The sequence below is a fragment of the Agathobaculum faecis genome, assembly GCF_014287995.1.
GTDB lineage: Bacteria > Bacillota > Clostridia > Oscillospirales > Butyricicoccaceae > Agathobaculum > Agathobaculum ammoniilyticum.
Map to the genome: position 1 here is coordinate 180031 of NZ_JACOPL010000006.1, position 17822 is coordinate 197852.

General features: G+C 60.6%; 16 protein-coding genes. All 16 read left to right on the forward strand.

Translation table 11 applies throughout. The features are described 5' to 3' along the window. The first annotated feature begins 283 nt into the window (after positions 1–283). The 16 genes from pheT (at position 284) to H8S45_RS08180 (ending at position 17755) form a co-directional block, all read left to right on the forward strand. On the forward strand, positions 284–2692 hold the full coding sequence (gene pheT, locus H8S45_RS08110) for a phenylalanine--tRNA ligase subunit beta (protein WP_186949912.1): 2409 nt from the start codon (positions 284–286) through the stop codon (positions 2690–2692). A 264-nt stretch (positions 2693–2956) separates the two neighbouring features. After that, positions 2957–3202: an IreB family regulatory phosphoprotein gene (locus tag H8S45_RS08115; RefSeq protein WP_031475480.1), complete on the forward strand. Its 246-nt coding sequence runs from the start codon at positions 2957–2959 to the stop codon at positions 3200–3202. 301 nt (positions 3203–3503) lie between these two features. Continuing rightward, positions 3504–5444 carry a YgiQ family radical SAM protein gene (locus tag H8S45_RS08120; RefSeq protein ID WP_054326372.1) on the forward strand — a complete coding sequence of 647 codons (1941 nt, stop codon included), beginning with the start codon at positions 3504–3506 and terminating at the stop codon, positions 5442–5444. A gap of 63 nt (positions 5445–5507) precedes the next feature. Continuing rightward, positions 5508–5819: a hypothetical protein gene (locus H8S45_RS08125; protein ID WP_054326371.1), complete on the forward strand. Its 312-nt coding sequence runs from the start codon at positions 5508–5510 to the stop codon at positions 5817–5819. 399 nt (positions 5820–6218) lie between these two features. Next, on the forward strand, positions 6219–7085 hold the full coding sequence (locus H8S45_RS08130) for a class I SAM-dependent methyltransferase (protein WP_054326370.1): 867 nt from the start codon (positions 6219–6221) through the stop codon (positions 7083–7085). Between the two features lie 78 nt (positions 7086–7163). Then, on the forward strand, positions 7164–7292 hold the full coding sequence (locus H8S45_RS16580; protein WP_256435195.1) for a hypothetical protein: 129 nt from the start codon (positions 7164–7166) through the stop codon (positions 7290–7292). Between the two features lie 22 nt (positions 7293–7314). Beyond that, complete coding sequence (locus H8S45_RS08135; RefSeq protein WP_054326369.1) at positions 7315–8163, forward strand: energy-coupling factor transporter ATPase; 849 nt, start codon at positions 7315–7317, stop codon at positions 8161–8163. A gap of 60 nt (positions 8164–8223) precedes the next feature. After that, positions 8224–9093: an energy-coupling factor transporter ATPase gene (locus H8S45_RS08140; RefSeq protein ID WP_054326368.1), complete on the forward strand. Its 870-nt coding sequence runs from the start codon at positions 8224–8226 to the stop codon at positions 9091–9093. Next, positions 9093–9905, forward strand: a complete 813-nt coding sequence (locus tag H8S45_RS08145) for an energy-coupling factor transporter transmembrane component T family protein (RefSeq protein WP_054326367.1) — start codon at positions 9093–9095, stop codon at positions 9903–9905. The genes H8S45_RS08140 and H8S45_RS08145 overlap by 1 nt, the downstream gene beginning before the upstream one ends. Next, the gene (gene truA, locus H8S45_RS08150) at positions 9902–10672 is read left to right on the forward strand and encodes a tRNA pseudouridine(38-40) synthase TruA (RefSeq protein WP_186949914.1); all 771 of its coding nucleotides are present in this window, start codon (positions 9902–9904) and stop codon (positions 10670–10672) included. The genes H8S45_RS08145 and truA overlap by 4 nt, the downstream gene beginning before the upstream one ends. A 98-nt stretch (positions 10673–10770) precedes the next feature. Continuing rightward, positions 10771–12033 carry a DUF5711 family protein gene (locus tag H8S45_RS08155; RefSeq protein WP_186949916.1) on the forward strand — a complete coding sequence of 421 codons (1263 nt, stop codon included), beginning with the start codon at positions 10771–10773 and terminating at the stop codon, positions 12031–12033. Further along, complete coding sequence (locus H8S45_RS08160) at positions 12023–12640, forward strand: CvpA family protein (RefSeq protein ID WP_186949918.1); 618 nt, start codon at positions 12023–12025, stop codon at positions 12638–12640. Before H8S45_RS08155 ends, H8S45_RS08160 begins: the two co-directional genes overlap by 11 nt. A gap of 36 nt (positions 12641–12676) precedes the next feature. Next, the gene (locus H8S45_RS08165) at positions 12677–14977 is read left to right on the forward strand and encodes an ATP-dependent Clp protease ATP-binding subunit (protein WP_186949920.1); all 2301 of its coding nucleotides are present in this window, start codon (positions 12677–12679) and stop codon (positions 14975–14977) included. A gap of 154 nt (positions 14978–15131) precedes the next feature. Beyond that, entirely contained in the window at positions 15132–15686 is a 555-nt protein-coding gene (locus H8S45_RS08170) for a hypothetical protein (RefSeq protein WP_054326363.1), read from the forward strand. A gap of 173 nt (positions 15687–15859) precedes the next feature. Continuing rightward, positions 15860–16357 (forward strand): RNA polymerase sigma factor, encoded by a 498-nt coding sequence (locus H8S45_RS08175; RefSeq protein ID WP_054326362.1) that lies wholly within the window; start codon positions 15860–15862, stop codon positions 16355–16357. A 3-nt stretch (positions 16358–16360) separates the two neighbouring features. Then, positions 16361–17755 carry a DUF4179 domain-containing protein gene (locus H8S45_RS08180; RefSeq protein WP_054326361.1) on the forward strand — a complete coding sequence of 465 codons (1395 nt, stop codon included), beginning with the start codon at positions 16361–16363 and terminating at the stop codon, positions 17753–17755. Positions 17756–17822: the final 67 nt, after the last annotated feature.

Below are 17822 nucleotides of genomic sequence, written 5' to 3' on the forward strand. Positions count from 1 at the left end.
AAAACCGGTCCCGAAGGAACCGGTCTTCGACACCCGAACGTCGCCGCCCAGGGCGGCTGGGTCGGGGTGTCAAAGATCAGGCATGTCCTCACTTTTGACGGGCGCGCCATGCGCGCATAAAACAGAAAACCGCGAGCATGTATCAGGGTTTTGATACCAGAGCGGAGAAAAGTTTCGCCCGTCGGAACCTTTCGCAGCCTAGAACGCGTCCGAACCATGGTTCGGCGCGTCCCCCTCGATTGAAACCGTGGTTTCAATCGAAAAATTTCAAGGAGGAATTTTTGTGAAACTGCCGCTTTCCTGGCTTTCGGATTATACCGATATTTCCGGCGTCACGCCCAAGGAGTATGACGCACGGCTTACCATGTCCGGCTCCAAGGTCGAGGAGGTTTTCTACCTCGGCGCGGAGATCGAAAACGTCGTGACCGGCAAGGTGCTGTCGGTCATTGACCATCCGGACTCCGACCATCTCAAAATCTGCCAGCTCGACGTGGGGCAGGGCGAGCCTGTCCAGATCGTCACCGGCGCGCCCAACGTGACCCCCGATTCGGTGGGTGAGGTCTGCCCTGTCGCGCTGCACAAGTCCACCCTGCCCGGCGGGGTCAAGATCACCAGAGGCAAGCTGCGCGGCGAGGTCTCCAACGGCATGATGTGCTCGTTCCAGGAGCTGGGCCTGACCCACGGCTGCGTACCCTATGCGTGCGAGAACGGCATCCTGTTTCTGCCCGCGGGTACTCCGGTGGGCGAGGATATCAAAAAGGTACTCGGCCTGGACGAATATGTCGCGGATTTTGAGATCACCTCCAACCGTCCGGACTGTCTGAGCGTTATCGGCCTGGCGCGTGAGACCGCCGCTACCTTTGACCGCCCGTTCGCAGTCAAGTCCCCCCTGGTCAAGGGCGTGGGCGATGATATCAACAAGCATATGTCGGTCGAGGTCAAGGATCCTGACCTGTGTCCGCGCTACACCGCACGTCTGGTGCGCAACATCAAGATTGAGCCCTCGCCCGTGTGGATGCGCGAGCGCCTGCATGCCTCCGGTGTGCGGCCGATCAACAACATCGTCGATATTACCAACTACGTCATGCTCGAGTATGGCCAGCCCATGCACGCGTTCGACTATTCCTGCCTGTCGGACGGCAAGATCGTCGTGCGCCGCGCGCGTAACGGCGAGTCCATCCAGACCCTGGACGGCCAGGACCACGATCTGACCGACAAAATGCTCGCCATCTGCGACAACGACAAGCCGGTCGCGGTCGCGGGCGTGATGGGCGGCGCGAACTCCGAGATCGAGGACGACACCAAGACCGTTGTGTTCGAGTCCGCGTGCTTCCACGGCGCGACCGTCCGCGTGACCGCCAAGGCGCTCGGCATGCGCACCGAGGCGTCCGGCCGCTTTGAAAAGGGCCTCGACCCCCGCATGACGCTCGACACGGTCAACCGCGCCTGCGAGCTGGTCGAACAGCTCGGCGCGGGCGAGGTCATCGACGGCATCATCGACGTGGACAACTCCGACCCCAACCCCAAGCGTCTACCCTTTGAACCGGATAAAATGAACGGCCTGCTCGGCCTGTCCCTGTCCGATGCGGAGCAGCAGGCTTACCTCGAGAAGCTGGGCTTCACAGTCGAAAGCGGCGAGGTCATCGTGCCGAGCTTCCGCACGGACATCGCGCGCATGTGCGACCTCGCGGAGGAAGTCGCGCGCATGTACGGCTACGACAAGATCCCGACCACGCTGTATGCCGGCGAGATGGTGCAGGGCGAATACACGCCCAGGCAGCAGGCCGAGCGCGCCGCGGCGCTGGTCTGCCGCGAGGCGGGCTTTGACGAAGCCATGAGCCACTCGTTCATCTCCCCGAAGTTCTATGACATGATTGGCTGGGCCGAGGACGACCCACGCCGCATCTCTACCACGATTTTGAACCCGCTCGGTGAGGATTTCAGCGTCATGCGCACGACCGTGCTGCCCTCGATGCTGGAATCGCTTGCGCACAACCACGCGCACCGCAACCCGACTGCGTCGCTCTACGAGCTGGGCACAATCTATACCCCGTCCATCAAGGACGGCAAGGCCGATCCGGACGTGCTCCCGCACGAGGAAAAGGTGCTGACGCTTGGCTCGTACGGCCGTCTATCCTTCTTCCAGCTCAAGGGCGTGATCGAGGCGTTGTGCCGTGAGCTCAACATTAAGGGCGTGCAGTTCGTGCCGGAGAAGGCGAACCCGTCCTATCACCCGGGCCGCTGCGCAAACGTGCTGATCGGCGGCGAGCAGGTCGGTGTATTCGGCACCGTGCATCCCACGGTCGCAGACCGCTACGGCTTGTCCGGCGAGGTGCTGGCGGCTGAGCTGCGCATGGATGCGCTGTTCGCATCCATTGATCCCAGCAAGCTGTACCACCCGCTGCCCAAGTTCCCTGCGTCGACCCGTGACATCGCGGTGCTGGTGGACGATGCCATTCCAGCGGCCTCTATGCAGGCTGCGATCGAAAAGGCTGCCGGCACGATCCTCGAGTCGGTCAAGCTGTTCGACGTGTATAAGGGCAAGGGCATCCCGGAGGGCAAAAAATCCGTGGCCTACTCGCTGTCCATGCGCGCGCCCGACCGCACGCTGACCGACGAGGAGTGCGACAAGGCGATGAAGAACGCGCTGGCGGCACTCGAAAAGTCGTTCGGCGCGGTCCTGCGCAGCTGATAACAGACCGGTTTTCCGGAAGCGGGCGGTATAACCGCCCGCTTTCTGTTTGGGTTCGCATGCCCCCGCTGTGCAGGGGGAGCTTTTCCCAGACTTCCCTGACGGTAACCAATCCTGCCACAGTACGGCTTGCGAACCGCACTGTGGCAGGGTTGGAAAAAGATTTCGCCCCCATTTCGGCCGATAAGGGCTTTACTTTTCCGTTGTTTTGTATTATGCTGTTTATAGCAAAAACCAACCGGTAGGATCGGAAAGGAGACAGACATGCTTGACGGCACAAGAAAATTCAGCCTTGTAGACGAGTCCAACAAGGAGATGAAGCGCACGCTGACCGCAGTATATGACGCGCTGAAGGAGAAGGGTTATAACCCGATCAACCAGATCGTAGGCTATCTCCTCTCCGAGGACCCGACGTACATCACCAACCACAATAACGCGCGCAGCCTGATCTGCAAGATCGACCGCGACGAGCTGATGCAGGAGCTGGTGCAGTTCTACCTCGATAACTGAGGCGGGGCTTGACAAACGGCGCAGGACCGTTATAATGAAAAGTAGCAAAGGGCAGTCCGGCAAAGACGGTTGACCCTAAGTATCTATCATTTCAAAAAATGACCGTACCCGGGGCAAGTGGGCGGTCATTTTTTTATGGTCTTGACGATTTCAAGAAGGCGCAGCATCAAAATAATCTGCCGCACACTCTCCATAAAACCACCTTCTCTGCAGGAGCGTGGCCAACCGCTTTTTCGTCTTTCCGGACCGCTTACTTCTATGGTATACGTCTTTTCACGCTTTGCAAAGCGAAAGGGTATTTATGAACGGTTTTCTCCCGATTTCCAAACAGGATATGCAGGATCGCGGCTGGTTCTACTGCGATTTCCTGCTCGTCACCGGCGATGCCTATGTCGATCATCCCTCGTTCGGCACCGCGATCATTTCTCGTGTGCTCGAGGACGCGGGCTACAGAGTCGCCATCCTCAGCCAGCCGGATTTCCGCGACGAGCGCGACTTCCTCGCCATGGGCCGGCCGCGTTACGCGGTACTTATCAACGGCGGCAATATCGACTCCATGGTCGCGCACTACACCGCAGCCAAAAAGCGTCGTTCGGACGACGCCTACACCCCCGGCGGCAGGGCGGGCAAGCGCCCCGACCGCGCGGTGACCGTTTACGCCATGCTTGCGCGGCGCGCATTTCCGGAGGTGCCGGTCTACCTCGGCGGCATCGAGGCCAGCCTGCGCCGCTTTGCACACTATGACTACTGGGCCGACCGCGTGATGCCCTCCATTTTGGAGTCCACGGGCGCGGACGGGCTGATGTACGGCATGAGCGAGCGCTCGGTGCTCGAGCTGGCGCGCAACCTGAAGCACGGCAAAAAGGGCGCGGACGCCTGCGTGGGTGTGCGCGGCACGGCCTATCTGGCGCACGATGTGGAGGGACTGGCGTTCGACGCGGTCGAATGCCCCTCCTACGAGGATGTGTGCGCACGCAAGGCGGACTACGCCCGCTCGGTCAAAACGCAGTACGACGAGCAGGACCATGTGCGCGGCAAGGCGATTTTACAGCGCCACGGCAGGCGCGTGATGATCCAGAACCCGCCCTCCCTCCCGCTGACCACCACGGAGATGGACCATGTGTACGCCCTGCCCTATATGCGCGCCTACCACCCGTCCTATGAGACGCTGGGCGGCGTACCCGCGATTCAGGAGGTGCAGTTCTCCATCATCCACAACCGCGGCTGCTTCGGCGCGTGCAACTTCTGCGCGCTCGCCTTCCATCAGGGACGGTACATCCAGGCACGCAGCCATGAAAGCGTGATCGCGGAAGCCAAACAGATCGTGCAGATGCCCGGCTTCAAGGGCTACCTCCACGACGTCGGCGGGCCGACCGCGAATTTCCGCTTCCCCGCTTGCAAGCAGCAGGAGGAACACGGCCTGTGCAAAAACAAGCGCTGCCTGTTTCCGTCCGCGTGCCAAAACCTCGAAGCCGACCACACGGATTACCTGAGTCTGCTGCGCGCGCTGCGCCAGCTCAACGGCGTTAAAAAGGTATTCGTGCGCAGCGGCCTGCGCTATGACTACATGATGGCCGACCATAACGACGCGTTTTTCCGCGAGCTGGTTGAGCACCATATCTCGGGTCAGCTCAAGGTTGCGCCCGAACACATGAGCGATAACGCATTGTATTATATGGGCAAACCATCATTTTCTGTATACGAACAGTTCCGCGAGCGGTACGCCCGCATCAACCAGAAGCTGGGCCGCAAGCAGTATCTGGTCCCCTATCTAATGAGCTCCCACCCGGGCGCGACACTGGACGACGCGATCCTGCTGGCGGAATACCTGAACAGAGTCGGCTATATGCCCGAGCAGGTGCAGGACTTTTACCCCACCCCGGGTACGCTCTCGACCGCGATGTACTACACCGGACTTGACCCGCGCACGATGCAGCCGGTCTATGTGGCCAAAACACCCGAGGAAAAGGCCATGCAGCGCGCGCTGCTCCAGTGGCGGCGGCCGGACAAGCGGCCGATCGTGCTGGCGGCGCTTAAAAAGGCCGGGCGCGAGGATCTGATCGGCTACGGCAAGGGCTGTCTGATCCGCCCGCACCGCGGCGAGCAGCCGCCCACGGCGGCGAAAAAGCCATCCGCCCCGGCGAAAAAGGCCGCGGCCGGCCGCGCGCCGGCCCGCACAGGGATGGGCCGCCCCTCCGCACCCAAAAAGAAAGGCTGGGCCAAGGCCAAGCGCAAAAAATAAATCCACACCGGCCGTTGACAAACGGCCGGTGTTTCCCTGGCAAACATCATCCTCGCCCCCATCATGATCCTTTCGCTGGATTGGGGCGTGGCCGGAGCCGCCACCGCCACCGTGATCGGCAGCATCTGCGCCTGCGTCTTTTACCTGTGCTACTTCCTGCGCGGAGTGGTCAATTTCTTGGTCGTCTGCACCACGGTGAGGCGCGCGGTTCTGACCGCGGCCTACTACTTCGCTGCGGACCGCATCATCTCGGTGTTCATCAATGACGCAGACGTGATCCAAGCGGGCGTACCCATGTTGCGCGCGCTGATGCTGTCCATGCCTGTACTCCGCATCCTGTTCGTGCTGCAGGCTATGGGACGCGCGGCCGCGTAGCTGGCGCTGGCAGGCAGCCGGCAAGGCTTCGTATTCGTCCCCTGTCTGTTCCTGTTCAACGCCCTGTTCGGGCTGGACGGCATTATCTTTACCCAGCCGATCGCCGACCTGTTCTCCGTGGTCATGTCGGTGGTGATGTTCATAACCATCACTCGCAAGCTGACGCGGCAGGCGCAGACCGCCTGACTCCGCCGCCCCGCCTTTCTCAAAACCGGACTGCGGCCGCAGTCCGGTTTGCTTTTCCGGCGCTTCGGACGGCGTACACAGTCTGCTTTCGCCGTTTTTCATAAAAACCCGCCCCTTCGGTGGGATTTCTTTTGCATTGCGCCGCCCGCTTTTTGGTGTTAAAATAGATACTGATAAATTGTGTAAATCTCTCACAGAACGAGGAATGTGTTTATGTGGATTGCGGACAATTGGAAAGATTACGCTGTGCTTGACTGCGGCGGCGGCGAAAAGGCCGAACGCTGGGGCACTCAAGTGCTGGTGCGGCCGGACCCGCAGGCCATCTGGCCGCGCGAGGCGTCCTGCCGCGCGTGGGACAGGCCCAACGCCATCTACCACCGTTCGAACGCGGGCGGCGGCAGGTGGGAAATCCGCAGCCTGCCCGAGCAGTGGGCCATCCGCTACCGTGAGCTGACGTTCCAGCTCAAGCCCATGAGCTTCAAGCATACCGGCCTGTTCCCCGAGCAGGCCGCCAACTGGGATTTCATTGACCGCATGGTGCGGAACGCGGGCCGGCCGGTAAGCGTACTCAACCTGTTCGCCTACACGGGCGGCGCAACGCTCGCGGCAGCGGCAGCGGGCGCGTCGGTCTGCCATGTGGACGCTTCCAAGGGGATGGTCCAGTGGGCGCGCGAAAACGCTGCCTCCTCTGGCCTTTCCGACCGCCCGATCCGCTGGATCGTGGACGACTGCAAAAAGTTCGTCCAGCGCGAGATCCGGCGCGGCCGCAAATACGACGCGGTCATCATGGACCCGCCGAGTTACGGACGCGGCCCCTCGGGCGAGACCTGGAAGATCGAGGAGGACGTGGCCGAGTTTGTCGCAATGACGATGAACGTATTGTCGGATAAGCCGCTGTTCGTACTGATCTCCAGCTATTCCACCGGACTGGCTCCGTCCGTCATGGCCTATCTGCTCGGCATCACGGCGGCCAAACGCACCGCGGGGCGCATCGAGGCGCAGGAGCTTGGCCTGCCGGTCGAGTCGACCGGACTGGTATTGCCGTGCGGGTCGAGCGCGCGGTTTATTGCGGCGGAATAACGGATACGGCTGTATCCAGCGTGTAAAATGCAGGGTACGGCACGAACTGCTTTCTGATGGAGGAAGGTGGGAAAACTAATGCTGCAAAGTTTGCTTTTTAATTTGTTTATGTATCTCCCTGATATCCTTTTCCTGATTCTGTTGTATTTTGTCGTCAAAAAAGCGGTCAAGGACGCGATTGACGAGTCCAACCGACCGAAATTCTGATTGTTTTAAGGATGAAAAAGCTATGTCCGAGATCATCAAAACAGAAAACCTGCAATACGCCTATCCCGCGGAGGAGGGACAGCTTTCCGTACCTGTTCTGAAGGGCGTGGACCTTTCGATCAAGCGCGGCGAATTCGTCGCCGTGCTGGGGCATAACGGCTCGGGCAAGTCCACCCTCGCGGGCTGCTTCAACGCCATCCGTCTGCCGACGGGCGGCGTGTGCTATGTCGATATGATGGACACGCGGGACGAGAGCAACACCTATGAGGTGCGAAAGACCGTCTCCATGGTGTTCCAGAATCCGGACAACCAGCTTGTCGCCACGGTCGTGGAGGAGGACGTTGCGTTCGCGCTCGAAAACATGGGCGTGCCGCCCGCCGAAATCCGCAAACGGGTGGACGAAGCGCTCCGCGCGGTCGGCATGTACGAATACCGCAAGCAGGCGCCGCACCGCCTGTCCGGCGGACAGAAGCAGCGTGTGGCCATCGCGGGCGTGATCGCCATGATGCCGCGCTGCGTGGTGCTTGACGAGCCCACCGCCATGCTCGACCCCCAGGGGCGGCGCGAGGTCATGGCGGTCGTGCGTGAGCTGAACCGCCAGTACGGCATCACGGTCATCCTGATCACGCACCACATGGACGAGGCCGTGCAGGCGCAGCGCGTGGTGGTCATGCATCAGGGGAACGTGCTGATGGACGGTACGCCGCGCGAGATATTTACGCAGGTGGACACGCTGCGCGCCGCGTCGCTCACCGTGCCGCAGACCATTGAGGTGCTGCACAGCCTCAACCGGCAGGACGGCGAAGCCTTGCCGATCGACGCGCTTTCCATCGGTGAATGCGCGGATATCCTGGAGCAGTATCTGGCATAGCGGCCAGAAGTGCCGCGCGCCTTTCACCCCGCACATCAATCCATATGGGAGGAGAACCCATTGTCAACGATTCTTGAAACACGGGGCCTGACCTACGTTTACGGGGCAGGCACCCCCTTTGAGCGCACCGCGCTCGACCATGTTGACCTGAAAATACAAAAGGGCGAGATCCTTGGCGTGATCGGCCACACCGGTTCGGGCAAGTCCACTCTGATCCAGCATTTTAACGGCCTTCTCAAGCCCGCCTCAGGCGAGGTGTTGCTGGATGGACAGCCCATCTGGAACGAAAAGGGCAAATGCGCGCGCGAAACCCGTTTCCGCGTCGGCCTGGTGTTCCAGTATCCGGAATACCAGCTTTTCGAGGAGACGATCGCCCGGGATATCGCTTACGGCCCGACCAACATGAAACTGCCGCAGGATGAGATCGACGAACGCGTGCGTGAATCCATGGATGCGGTTGGACTGGACGCAAGCCTTGCCAGCCAGTCTCCATTTGCGCTGTCCGGCGGCCAGAAGCGCCGCGTCGCCATCGCGGGCGTAATTGCCATGCGTCCGGACGTGCTTGTGCTGGACGAGCCGACCGCCGGCCTCGACCCTGCCGGACGGGATGAGATCCTCAGCCTTGTCAAGCGGTACCACGACCAGTCCGGCGCGACCGTGCTAATCGTTTCGCACTCCATGGAGGACATCGCCCGGCTGGCCAACCGCCTGCTCGTGATGAACCACGCGAAGATCCTGTTCTGCGACACCCCGCGCGAGGTATTCTCCCACGCGGAGGAGATCGTCGCGGCCGGTCTCGACATCCCCATGATTACCAAGGTCATGCTCGAGCTGAAAAAACGCGGACATGCCGTGGACACCTCGGTATTCACCGTCGCGCAGGCCTTGGAAGCGCTGCGTGCCTGCAAGCGGAAGGAGGCGGCGCACTGATGCTCAAGGACATTACCATCGGCCAGTTTTTCCCCGGCGACAGCGCGGTACACCGGCTTGATCCACGGGTTAAGATCGTATTGACAATCGTGTTCATCATCGCGCTGTTTCTGGCGGGCGGTCCGGTTTCCTATGCGGCCGTGATTGCTTTCCTTGCCGTGGTCATCGGCATTTCCGGCATTTCCCCCCGTCTTGTCGTGCGCGGGCTTCGGCCGGTCCTGTTCATCATCGCGTTCACCGCGGTGCTAAACCTGTTCTACACGCCCAGCGCCACGGGCGAATATCTGTGGCAGTGGGGCTTCCTGCATATCTCCTGGGAGGGCGTCAAGGTCGCGTTCTTCATGGTGCTGCGCCTGATGCTGCTCATCATCGCGACCTCCATGCTGACTTATACCACCTCCCCCATCCAGTTGACCGACGGACTGGAGCGCCTGCTCTCGCCGCTGAAAAAGCTGCACGCGCCCGTACATGAGCTTTCCATGATGATGTCGATCGCGCTGCGCTTCATCCCGACGCTGATCGAGGAGACCGAAAAGATCATTTCCGCCCAGAAAGCGCGCGGCGCGGATTTTGACTCCGGCAATCTAATCCAGCGCGCCAAGGCAATGATCCCCATTCTGGTGCCGCTGTTCATCTCGGCGTTCCGCCGCGCGGATGAGCTGGCCACTGCGATGGAGTGCCGCCTGTACCGCGGCGACGTGGGGCGCACGCGCATGAAGCAGCTCCATATTGAACGCGTGGATATCTGTGCGTGCGTTATTTTCGCGGTTGTAATCGGCGCGGTGATCGCGCTGGGGCGGTACGGCCTATGAACATCGCGCTTATCCTCTCTTACGACGGGACGAACTACAACGGCTGGCAGGTACAGAAAAACGGTCCCTCCATCCAGGAGAGCATGGAAACCGCAGTCTTCCGTCTGCTCGGCCAGAAGGCGCATGTTTCCGGCGTGGGGCGCACGGACTCCGGCGTGCATGCGCGCCGGTATGTCGCAAGCTTTCGGGCGAACTGCACCATCCCGATGGCGCGCCTGCCCTATGCGCTGAACAGCTTCCTGCCCGATGATATCGCGGTTTCCGGCGCTGCCGCCGTTCCGGAGTCGTTCGACGCCCGCTTTGACTGCACCAAAAAGGAATATGCGTACTATATCTATCCCTCGGCCCTGCGCGACCCGTTCCATGCCCGCTACGCCTACCGATACCACTACCCGCTCGACCTTGCGAAAATGCAGCAGGGCGCGCAGCGCTTTGTCGGCAGGCAGGACTTTGCTGCCGTGCGCAGCCAGGGTACGCCGGTCAAAAGCACGGTGCGCACCGTGTTCTGGTGCGAGGTTGAGCCGGTGGGCGAGCTCATCCGCATCCGCGTCTGCGGCGACGGGTTCCTGTACAACATGGTGCGCGCCATCGCAGGCACGCTGGCCTATGTGGGCGGCGGGAAGCTGACGCCGGACGACGTCACCGCGATCCTGCGGTCGGGCGACCGAGAGCAGGCCGGTCCCACCCTGCCCGCGAACGGGCTGTTCATGAACCGCCTGTGGTACGAGCATACCCCCGCGCTCGACCCGTTCCAGCTCGGAAGCTGAACCCGTTTTTATGCGGCCCGTTCCATATATGCACGATAATTTAATTTTTATTCACATTTTTATCCCCAAAACGCGATACAATGAGGAGGCGGAAGCATTTGACCCAAAAGACCAGAAAGACAAAACAAAATATCATCCGCTTCCCGTCCTCCAAAAAAGAACGGCGCAGGCTGCTGCTCGAAAGCAAGGATATCCGCGTGCGCATTGTCGCCACGCTGCGCACCGCCTGCGGCTGGCTGCTTGTGATCGCGGTTTTCCTGTTCCTGCTTTCCAATTACCGGCTTTTCACGCCCGCTTCCATCCAAAGCCTTGCCAGCTACGCAATCGCGGGCCTGCGGGAGCATGAGGGCGACGCGACCACAATCGCCTATGAAAACGGCTCGTTTTCCGATGCGGCGCTGTTTGAATCCGGTCTGGCCTATGCGGACAGCGATTCCCTGTTCCTTGCCAAGCCCGGCGGCCTGGTAACGCTGCGGCAGACGCTCGGCTATACCGCCCCCGTGGTGGAGGCCTGCGACGATTACGTCCTCGCCTTTGACCGCGGCGGCACGAAAGCCGTGCTGACCAATTCGGTCTCCGCTGCTGCGGAGCTGGAGCTGACCTCCCCGATCATCACCGGCAGCATTGCCGAAAACGGCCATTTCGCGCTCGTTACAGACGAGCAGGGCTACCGCACCGCGGCGGCCGTATATGATACCAGCGGCAAAGAGGTTTTCAAATACCAATCCTCGGAATACTATATCGTATCGGCCGCGCTCTCGCCGGATGGCAAAACGCTCGCCGCGCTGGCCTTCCGGCAGGACGGGGTCATGCTCGACTCCCACCTGCTGCTTTACACCGTTTCCAGCGGCGAGCTGGCTGCGGATGCGGTGCTGGAGGGGACGCTCGGCATCGACGTCCGCTTCCTGTCCAACGGCACAGCCGCCATCCTGGCGGATGACGGGCTTTACCTGGCCGACCGGAAAGGCGGGGCCGAGCATGTACTGACCTTTGTTTCCAGCGACCTGCTCGCCTTTTCCATGCAGAACGGCGCGGTGGTGCTCGCCACCCGCTCCTATTCCGGCGGTGCGCGCAGCGACCTGTATACCGTACAGGAGGACGGCGTACTGAACGGCCCCTTCTCCCTGCCCGAGGAGCCGTCCGCGGTCTCCCTGTCAAACGCGGGCTTTGCCGTGCTCACCTCCTCCGGCGTATCGGTATATGACAGCAGCGCCGCCCCGCTCTGGCATAACAGCGAGGCTGTCGGCGCGCGCCGCGTGCTGCTGACGGACGACGGCACCCTGTTCGCCCTGTACGCCAAAAACACGCGGCTGTTTACCGCGCATTCTGAACAATCCGAGGATATCTCCCATGCAAGCTGATCTATTGTTAGACCTGCTCAAGGGGCTGCTCAACCTGCCGGACCTCGTCATTCTCGCAGTGGTGCTGATCTGTATGGCTCTGGGCTTCCGGCGCGGCTTCTTCGGCTCGCTGTACGGCCTGGTCGGCAAGCTCATTGCCCTGGCCGCGGCGTTCTTTGCCGCGCGCGCCGCCGCCCCGATTGTTGCCAAGTGGGTCGTAACCCCCATTGTGGGCGATATTTTTCAAAACCAGGCCGCGCTGGGCGAGGCCGCCGGTCTGCTCGACGGACTGCGCCAGACCGTGACCGAGGCCGCGACCAGCATGGCCGAAAGCATCGCTTTTCTGCTGCTGCTTCTGCTGTGCGCGATCCTGTTCGGCTGGATCATCAGCTTTGCGGCCAAAAGCCTGCACTTTATCGCCCACCTGACGCCGCTCGGCATTCTGGATTCGCTCGCCGGTGGCATTGTCGGCGCCGTGACCGGCCTTGTGCTGGTTGCCCTGCTGCTGCTCGGCATCGAGTGGTTTTTCCCCATCACCTACTCCTCGCTCGGCTGTCTTTCGCCTGAGCGGGTGTCAAATACCCTGCTGCTGGCAAAACTGATGGATATACTGCCGGTGGCGATCTAACCGCGCCCCCTACTTCCGAAAAGGAGATTTCACATTATGAACATGCCAATGTGCTCGCGATGCAAAAAAAATATCGCGGTCGTCTTCATCACCAAGATCGAAGGGCCGGACAAAACGACCCAGGAGGGCCTGTGCCTGAAATGCGCGCGCGAGCTGGGCGTCAAGCCGCTCGACAATATCATGGAGCAAATGGGCATCACCGAGGACGACCTCGAAGCCCTTTCGGGCGAGATCGGCTCGCTGTCCGACTTGAACGACCTGGTGCCTGCCGGCTCGGACGGGTCGGACGACGACGCGCCGCACGAAACCGACCCTGCGGCGCCGGTCCCGTCCTCCCCCGCTTCGCCTCTGCCGCCGCAGACGCCGCTGCGCGACAGCGCGCGTACGCGCACCCAGGCGCCCCCGCGCGAGGATAAAAAGCGCAAATACCTGAACAACTACTGTGAAAACCTGACGCGCAAGGCCGCCGAGGGCCGCATCGACCATATCGTCGGCCGCGACCGCGAAACCGACCGTGTGATCCAGATCCTCAACCGCCGCCAGAAGAACAACCCCTGCCTGATCGGCGAGCCCGGCGTGGGCAAAACCGCCGTGGCCGAAGGGCTGGCGGTGCGCATCAACGAGGGCAAGGTGCCGTTCAAGATGCGGAACAAGGAGATCCACCTGCTCGATCTGACCGCGCTCGTCGCGGGTACGCAGTTCCGCGGGCAGTTTGAGAGCCGCATGAAAGGCCTGATCGACGAGGTGAAAAAGCTCGGCAACATCATCCTGGTGATCGACGAGGTGCATAACATCGTCGGCGCGGGGGATTCCGAAGGCTCGATGAACGCGGCAAACATCCTCAAGCCCGCGCTCGCGCGCGGCGATATCCAGGTTATCGGCGCGACCACACTCAAGGAATACCGCAAGTATATTGAAAAGGACGCCGCGCTCGAGCGCCGCTTCCAGCCGGTGTATATCGGCGAGCCGTCGGTCGCGGAAACCACCGAAATCCTCAAGGGCATCCGCACCTATTACGAAACCTTCCACGGCGTGACCGTGTCCGACGAGATGTGCCGCCGCGCCGCCGAGATGAGCGAGCGCTATATCACCGACCGTTTCCTGCCTGACAAGGCCATTGACCTGATCGACGAAGCCTGCTCGCGCCTCAATCTGGACTCCCCGCAGCTTTCCGAAATCCCTGCGCTCCAGGCGGAGCTGGAAAGCCTGCAGACCCAGCTCGACCTGCTGACCCAGTCCAGCGCGCGCACCGAGCAGGAGGACACCTACGCCCGCATCGCCGCCTGCCGCCAGCGTCTGCTGCAGGTGGAGGGCCGGCTGCACGAGCTGCTGACCCAGCCCGCCCCAGCGGTTGACGAGCAGCTCCTCGCTTCGGTCATTGAGATCTGGACCGGCATTCCAGCCTCCAAGGTCGCGGCGCAGGAATCCGCGCGGCTGCGGGATATGGAGAGCCGTCTCAAATCACATGTGATCGGCCAGGACGAGGCCGTGGACGCGGTCTGCGCGTCCATCCGCCGCTCGCGCGCGGGCATCAGCCCCAAGCGCAAGCCCGCGTCTTTCCTGTTTGTCGGACCGACCGGCGTGGGCAAAACCGAGCTGGTCAAACAGCTCGCGCTCGACCTGTTCGATTCGCCGGACGCACTGGTGCGGCTGGATATGTCGGAATATATGGAAAAGCACACGGTTTCCCGCCTGATCGGTTCGCCCCCGGGCTATGTCGGCTATGACGAGGCCGGGCAGCTGACCGAAAAGATCCGCCGCCGCCCATACTCGGTCGTGCTGTTCGATGAGATCGAAAAAGCGCACCCCGATGTGCTCAACGCCCTGCTGCAGATCCTTGACGACGGCCGCCTGACCGACGCGCATGGCCGCGTGGTGAGCTTTGAAAACACGGTGATCGTCATGACCTCGAACGCCGGCTCCGCGACCGGCGGCACGCCCGCGGGCTTCGGCCGCACGGTCTCCCAGCAGAGCAAGGAGCGCGCGATGAAGGCGCTGGAGGATATCATGCGTCCTGAATTCCTCAACCGTATCGATGAGATCATTGCGTTCAACCAGCTCACAAACGCCGATTTCCGCCGCATCGCCACCATCATGCTGGGCGAGTTGCGCGATACCCTGGCGGGCAAGCAGCTTCGCCTGACCTGGGACGACACGCTGCTTGACTACCTGACCGAAAAGTCGTTCTCCATCAAGTTCGGCGCGCGCAACCTGCGCCGCCTGATCGAAAAGGAGATCGAGAACCCGCTTGCAACTGCGATCGTCACAGGCGAGCGCCCGCTTTCCGGCGCATACCTGCACGCTGGGAATGGGAGGATCATTCTGGAAACGATCTAACCTTCTCCTCTGCTTTTACCACAGCCGGACGAATATCGTCCGGCTGTTTTTTTGTAAAACATTTATGAATTACAGCATACAGACAGGGACAAACCGCCGTTCATAGAGTATAATAGTGTTCATTCAAACACCATATTCCATAAGGAGGACGCATATGAGCCAATTAAAGGATTTTATTCATATCCTTTCCGGACGCTTCAACAACGCACAACAGTTCCACCTGCTGCAGGAACAGGGTGTGACGGACTTCCCCTATGCCGAGCATGTCAACACCCCGTGCAACAACAAGATTTCGGGCCTGCCTGAGGATTTTTCAGGCGTGTTCCTCATTGAGGAAAGTTATTATACGATCAACGGCCATACCAACGCTTCGTCACACCTGTTTCTTTTCACCGAAGAGGCACACGGGATTTGCCTGACTTCATTCGATCTCCCCTCAGGCTGCAGCAAAACCAATTTCACCTATGAAAGCATGCAGCCGGTCGCCTATACGGCGCTACGCGCATCAGAAAAGTTCACGCCTGCGGTCTACCGTCTGAAGGATGGCGTTTGGGAGGGCGGCAGTGAAAGTATGTTCACCCCCACGCTCAAATTCAAACTGTTCGAGCGTTTTTCGGATGAATTACTTGAGGTATCTGAAGTTATGGAGATGAACGGCAAGCGTACTTTCGGGTATGACCAGCCTATCCTTTACCGTCGTGCACAATAAACAAAACCGCCTCTTTGGGGCGGTTTTTCCGTCAGCCGACACAGGAAAAACCAGGCCGGCCTATTTGCTCTCCCCACACAAGTACCGCGCCATAAAAAATCCCCCTGATCGGGAACATTCCCCCTCCCACACGCATCCTTATAATGTCCGGACAATGGAGACGAGGTGAAACGATGGAAATGATATTGACTGGTATGCAGGAGGATGCGCGCGAGCGTTTTGCCGCCGCAGTGACCGCACACCGGCACGCTATGTACCGCGCGGCGCGCGCCCTGCTCGACAGTGACGCGGACGCTGAGGACGCGGTCAGCGAAGCGACCTTACGCGCGTGGCAGGCATTCGGACGGCTGCGCGAGGAACGGGCGTTCAAGGGCTGGCTCATCAAGATCACGGTCAACTGCGCTTACGAGCATCTCCGCAAGGGCGCGCGCGTGACCTATACCGACGACCTCGAGCCGCTCGCGGGCGGCTCGGAGGATAAACACGACCTCGGCCTGTGGGACGCGGTCTGCCGTCTGCCGGAGGATCATCGGATCGCGACCGTGCTGTTCTATTACGAGGATATGACCACCGCCGAGATTGCCAAAACGCTCGGCGTGCGCGAAGGCACGGTGCGCAGCCGCCTTTCCCGCGCGAGGAACCGTCTGCGCATGCTGTTAAAGGAGGAATAGGGTATGACATTTGATGAAAAGCTGAAAGCGCGCGCCGCGCGGGAGGACTGCCCTACGCCCGACGGCTTTGACAGCCGTATGGACGCGCTGCTCGATACTCTGCCCGCGCGGACGGCACAGCCCGCAAAAAAGCGCCGCCCGCTCCGCATGGCTGTGTGCATCGCCGCAGCGGCCGCGCTGGTTGTAGGGGCTTCAGCGGCTGCACCCGCGATGCTGGAAATGACACGCAACGCAATCGATTACTTCAGCGGGAACCGCACTTCGGAATACGCCGCCCACCAGGAACGGTATAAGGCCTATAACGCGGCGGTCGACACAAGCCAGACCATAGACGGCATAACGCTGACTATTGATAACATCGCGGCTGACGACAGCTATATCAATATTTTCTATACTATGTCGAGCAAGGCTCCGCTGGAACAGACTGGTGACAGCAGCGACCCCGAAAGCTGGCGTGCCGCTTGGTCTGCGCCTGTATTCTGGGCGGCAGTTGATGGCAAGGAACTGGATACAACAGGCGCTATTTTGAACGAGGCCTATTTTGAGGACGACTGCACGCTCAAGGGCCTGCATCGGCTGCCGCTCAAGCAATCGCTCCCTGACCAGTTTAACCTGTTACTATATACCGGCGGCAGCATCAATGGCATGCAGGACGCAGATTTTAAATTCGCGCTTTCGGTCGATAAAAGCTCAGTGGGTAGCCTGACAGTCGAACCAGAGCAGGACTTTACCGTCCGTTTCTCCGGTACGGACGAGAGGGGCAACGCCTATACGGTAGACCGCACGCCGCGCGTCGAGCGCGTATCTATCTCCCCGCTCAGTTCGTCCATCACACTCAGCGAGCGCGTGTCCGGCGATGCTATGCCATGGGACAGCTTCGTCCTGCGTGACGACAAGGGCAATTACCTGCCCCTCATCAGCGTCGGACTAACCGCCAGCGGCTTAGGCCGGTCGGTGAATCAGTTTGAATTTATCGGTGCGGACGAGGACACCAAATCTATCACATTGATCCCGTTCATGTCCAGCTATCATGCCCACGAGGTCAAGGGTGCGCTCGATGCGCTTCCGCTGACCGACCAAGGCAAAAACGGCCTGACACTCGAAAGTCTGGAGGTCGGCGCGGCCAAGGCTGTTGCCATCTTCTCCACTCACGGCGCGACCTGGATGGAAAACGGCCAGTTTAATCTGACAGACGCGGCTGGGAACAGCCTGTCGTTGAACAATGACGCTTACTTTGACAGCTATACCGACCGTGAGACTGGGAATATCATCGCCACCCTGTACTACCCCGGCGCGGCCGAGGAAGAGCTTGCCAGGGTCGCCGGCGTGTCCTTCTGGCAGCCGGACGACGATATGGAGCTGCTCGAAGAGCAGGCCGTTACGATCGATCTGCAATAAAATCCATACGCAATAAAATCCATACGCAATAAAAGAGCCTCAAAGGGCGGCACTCATAAAACAGCAT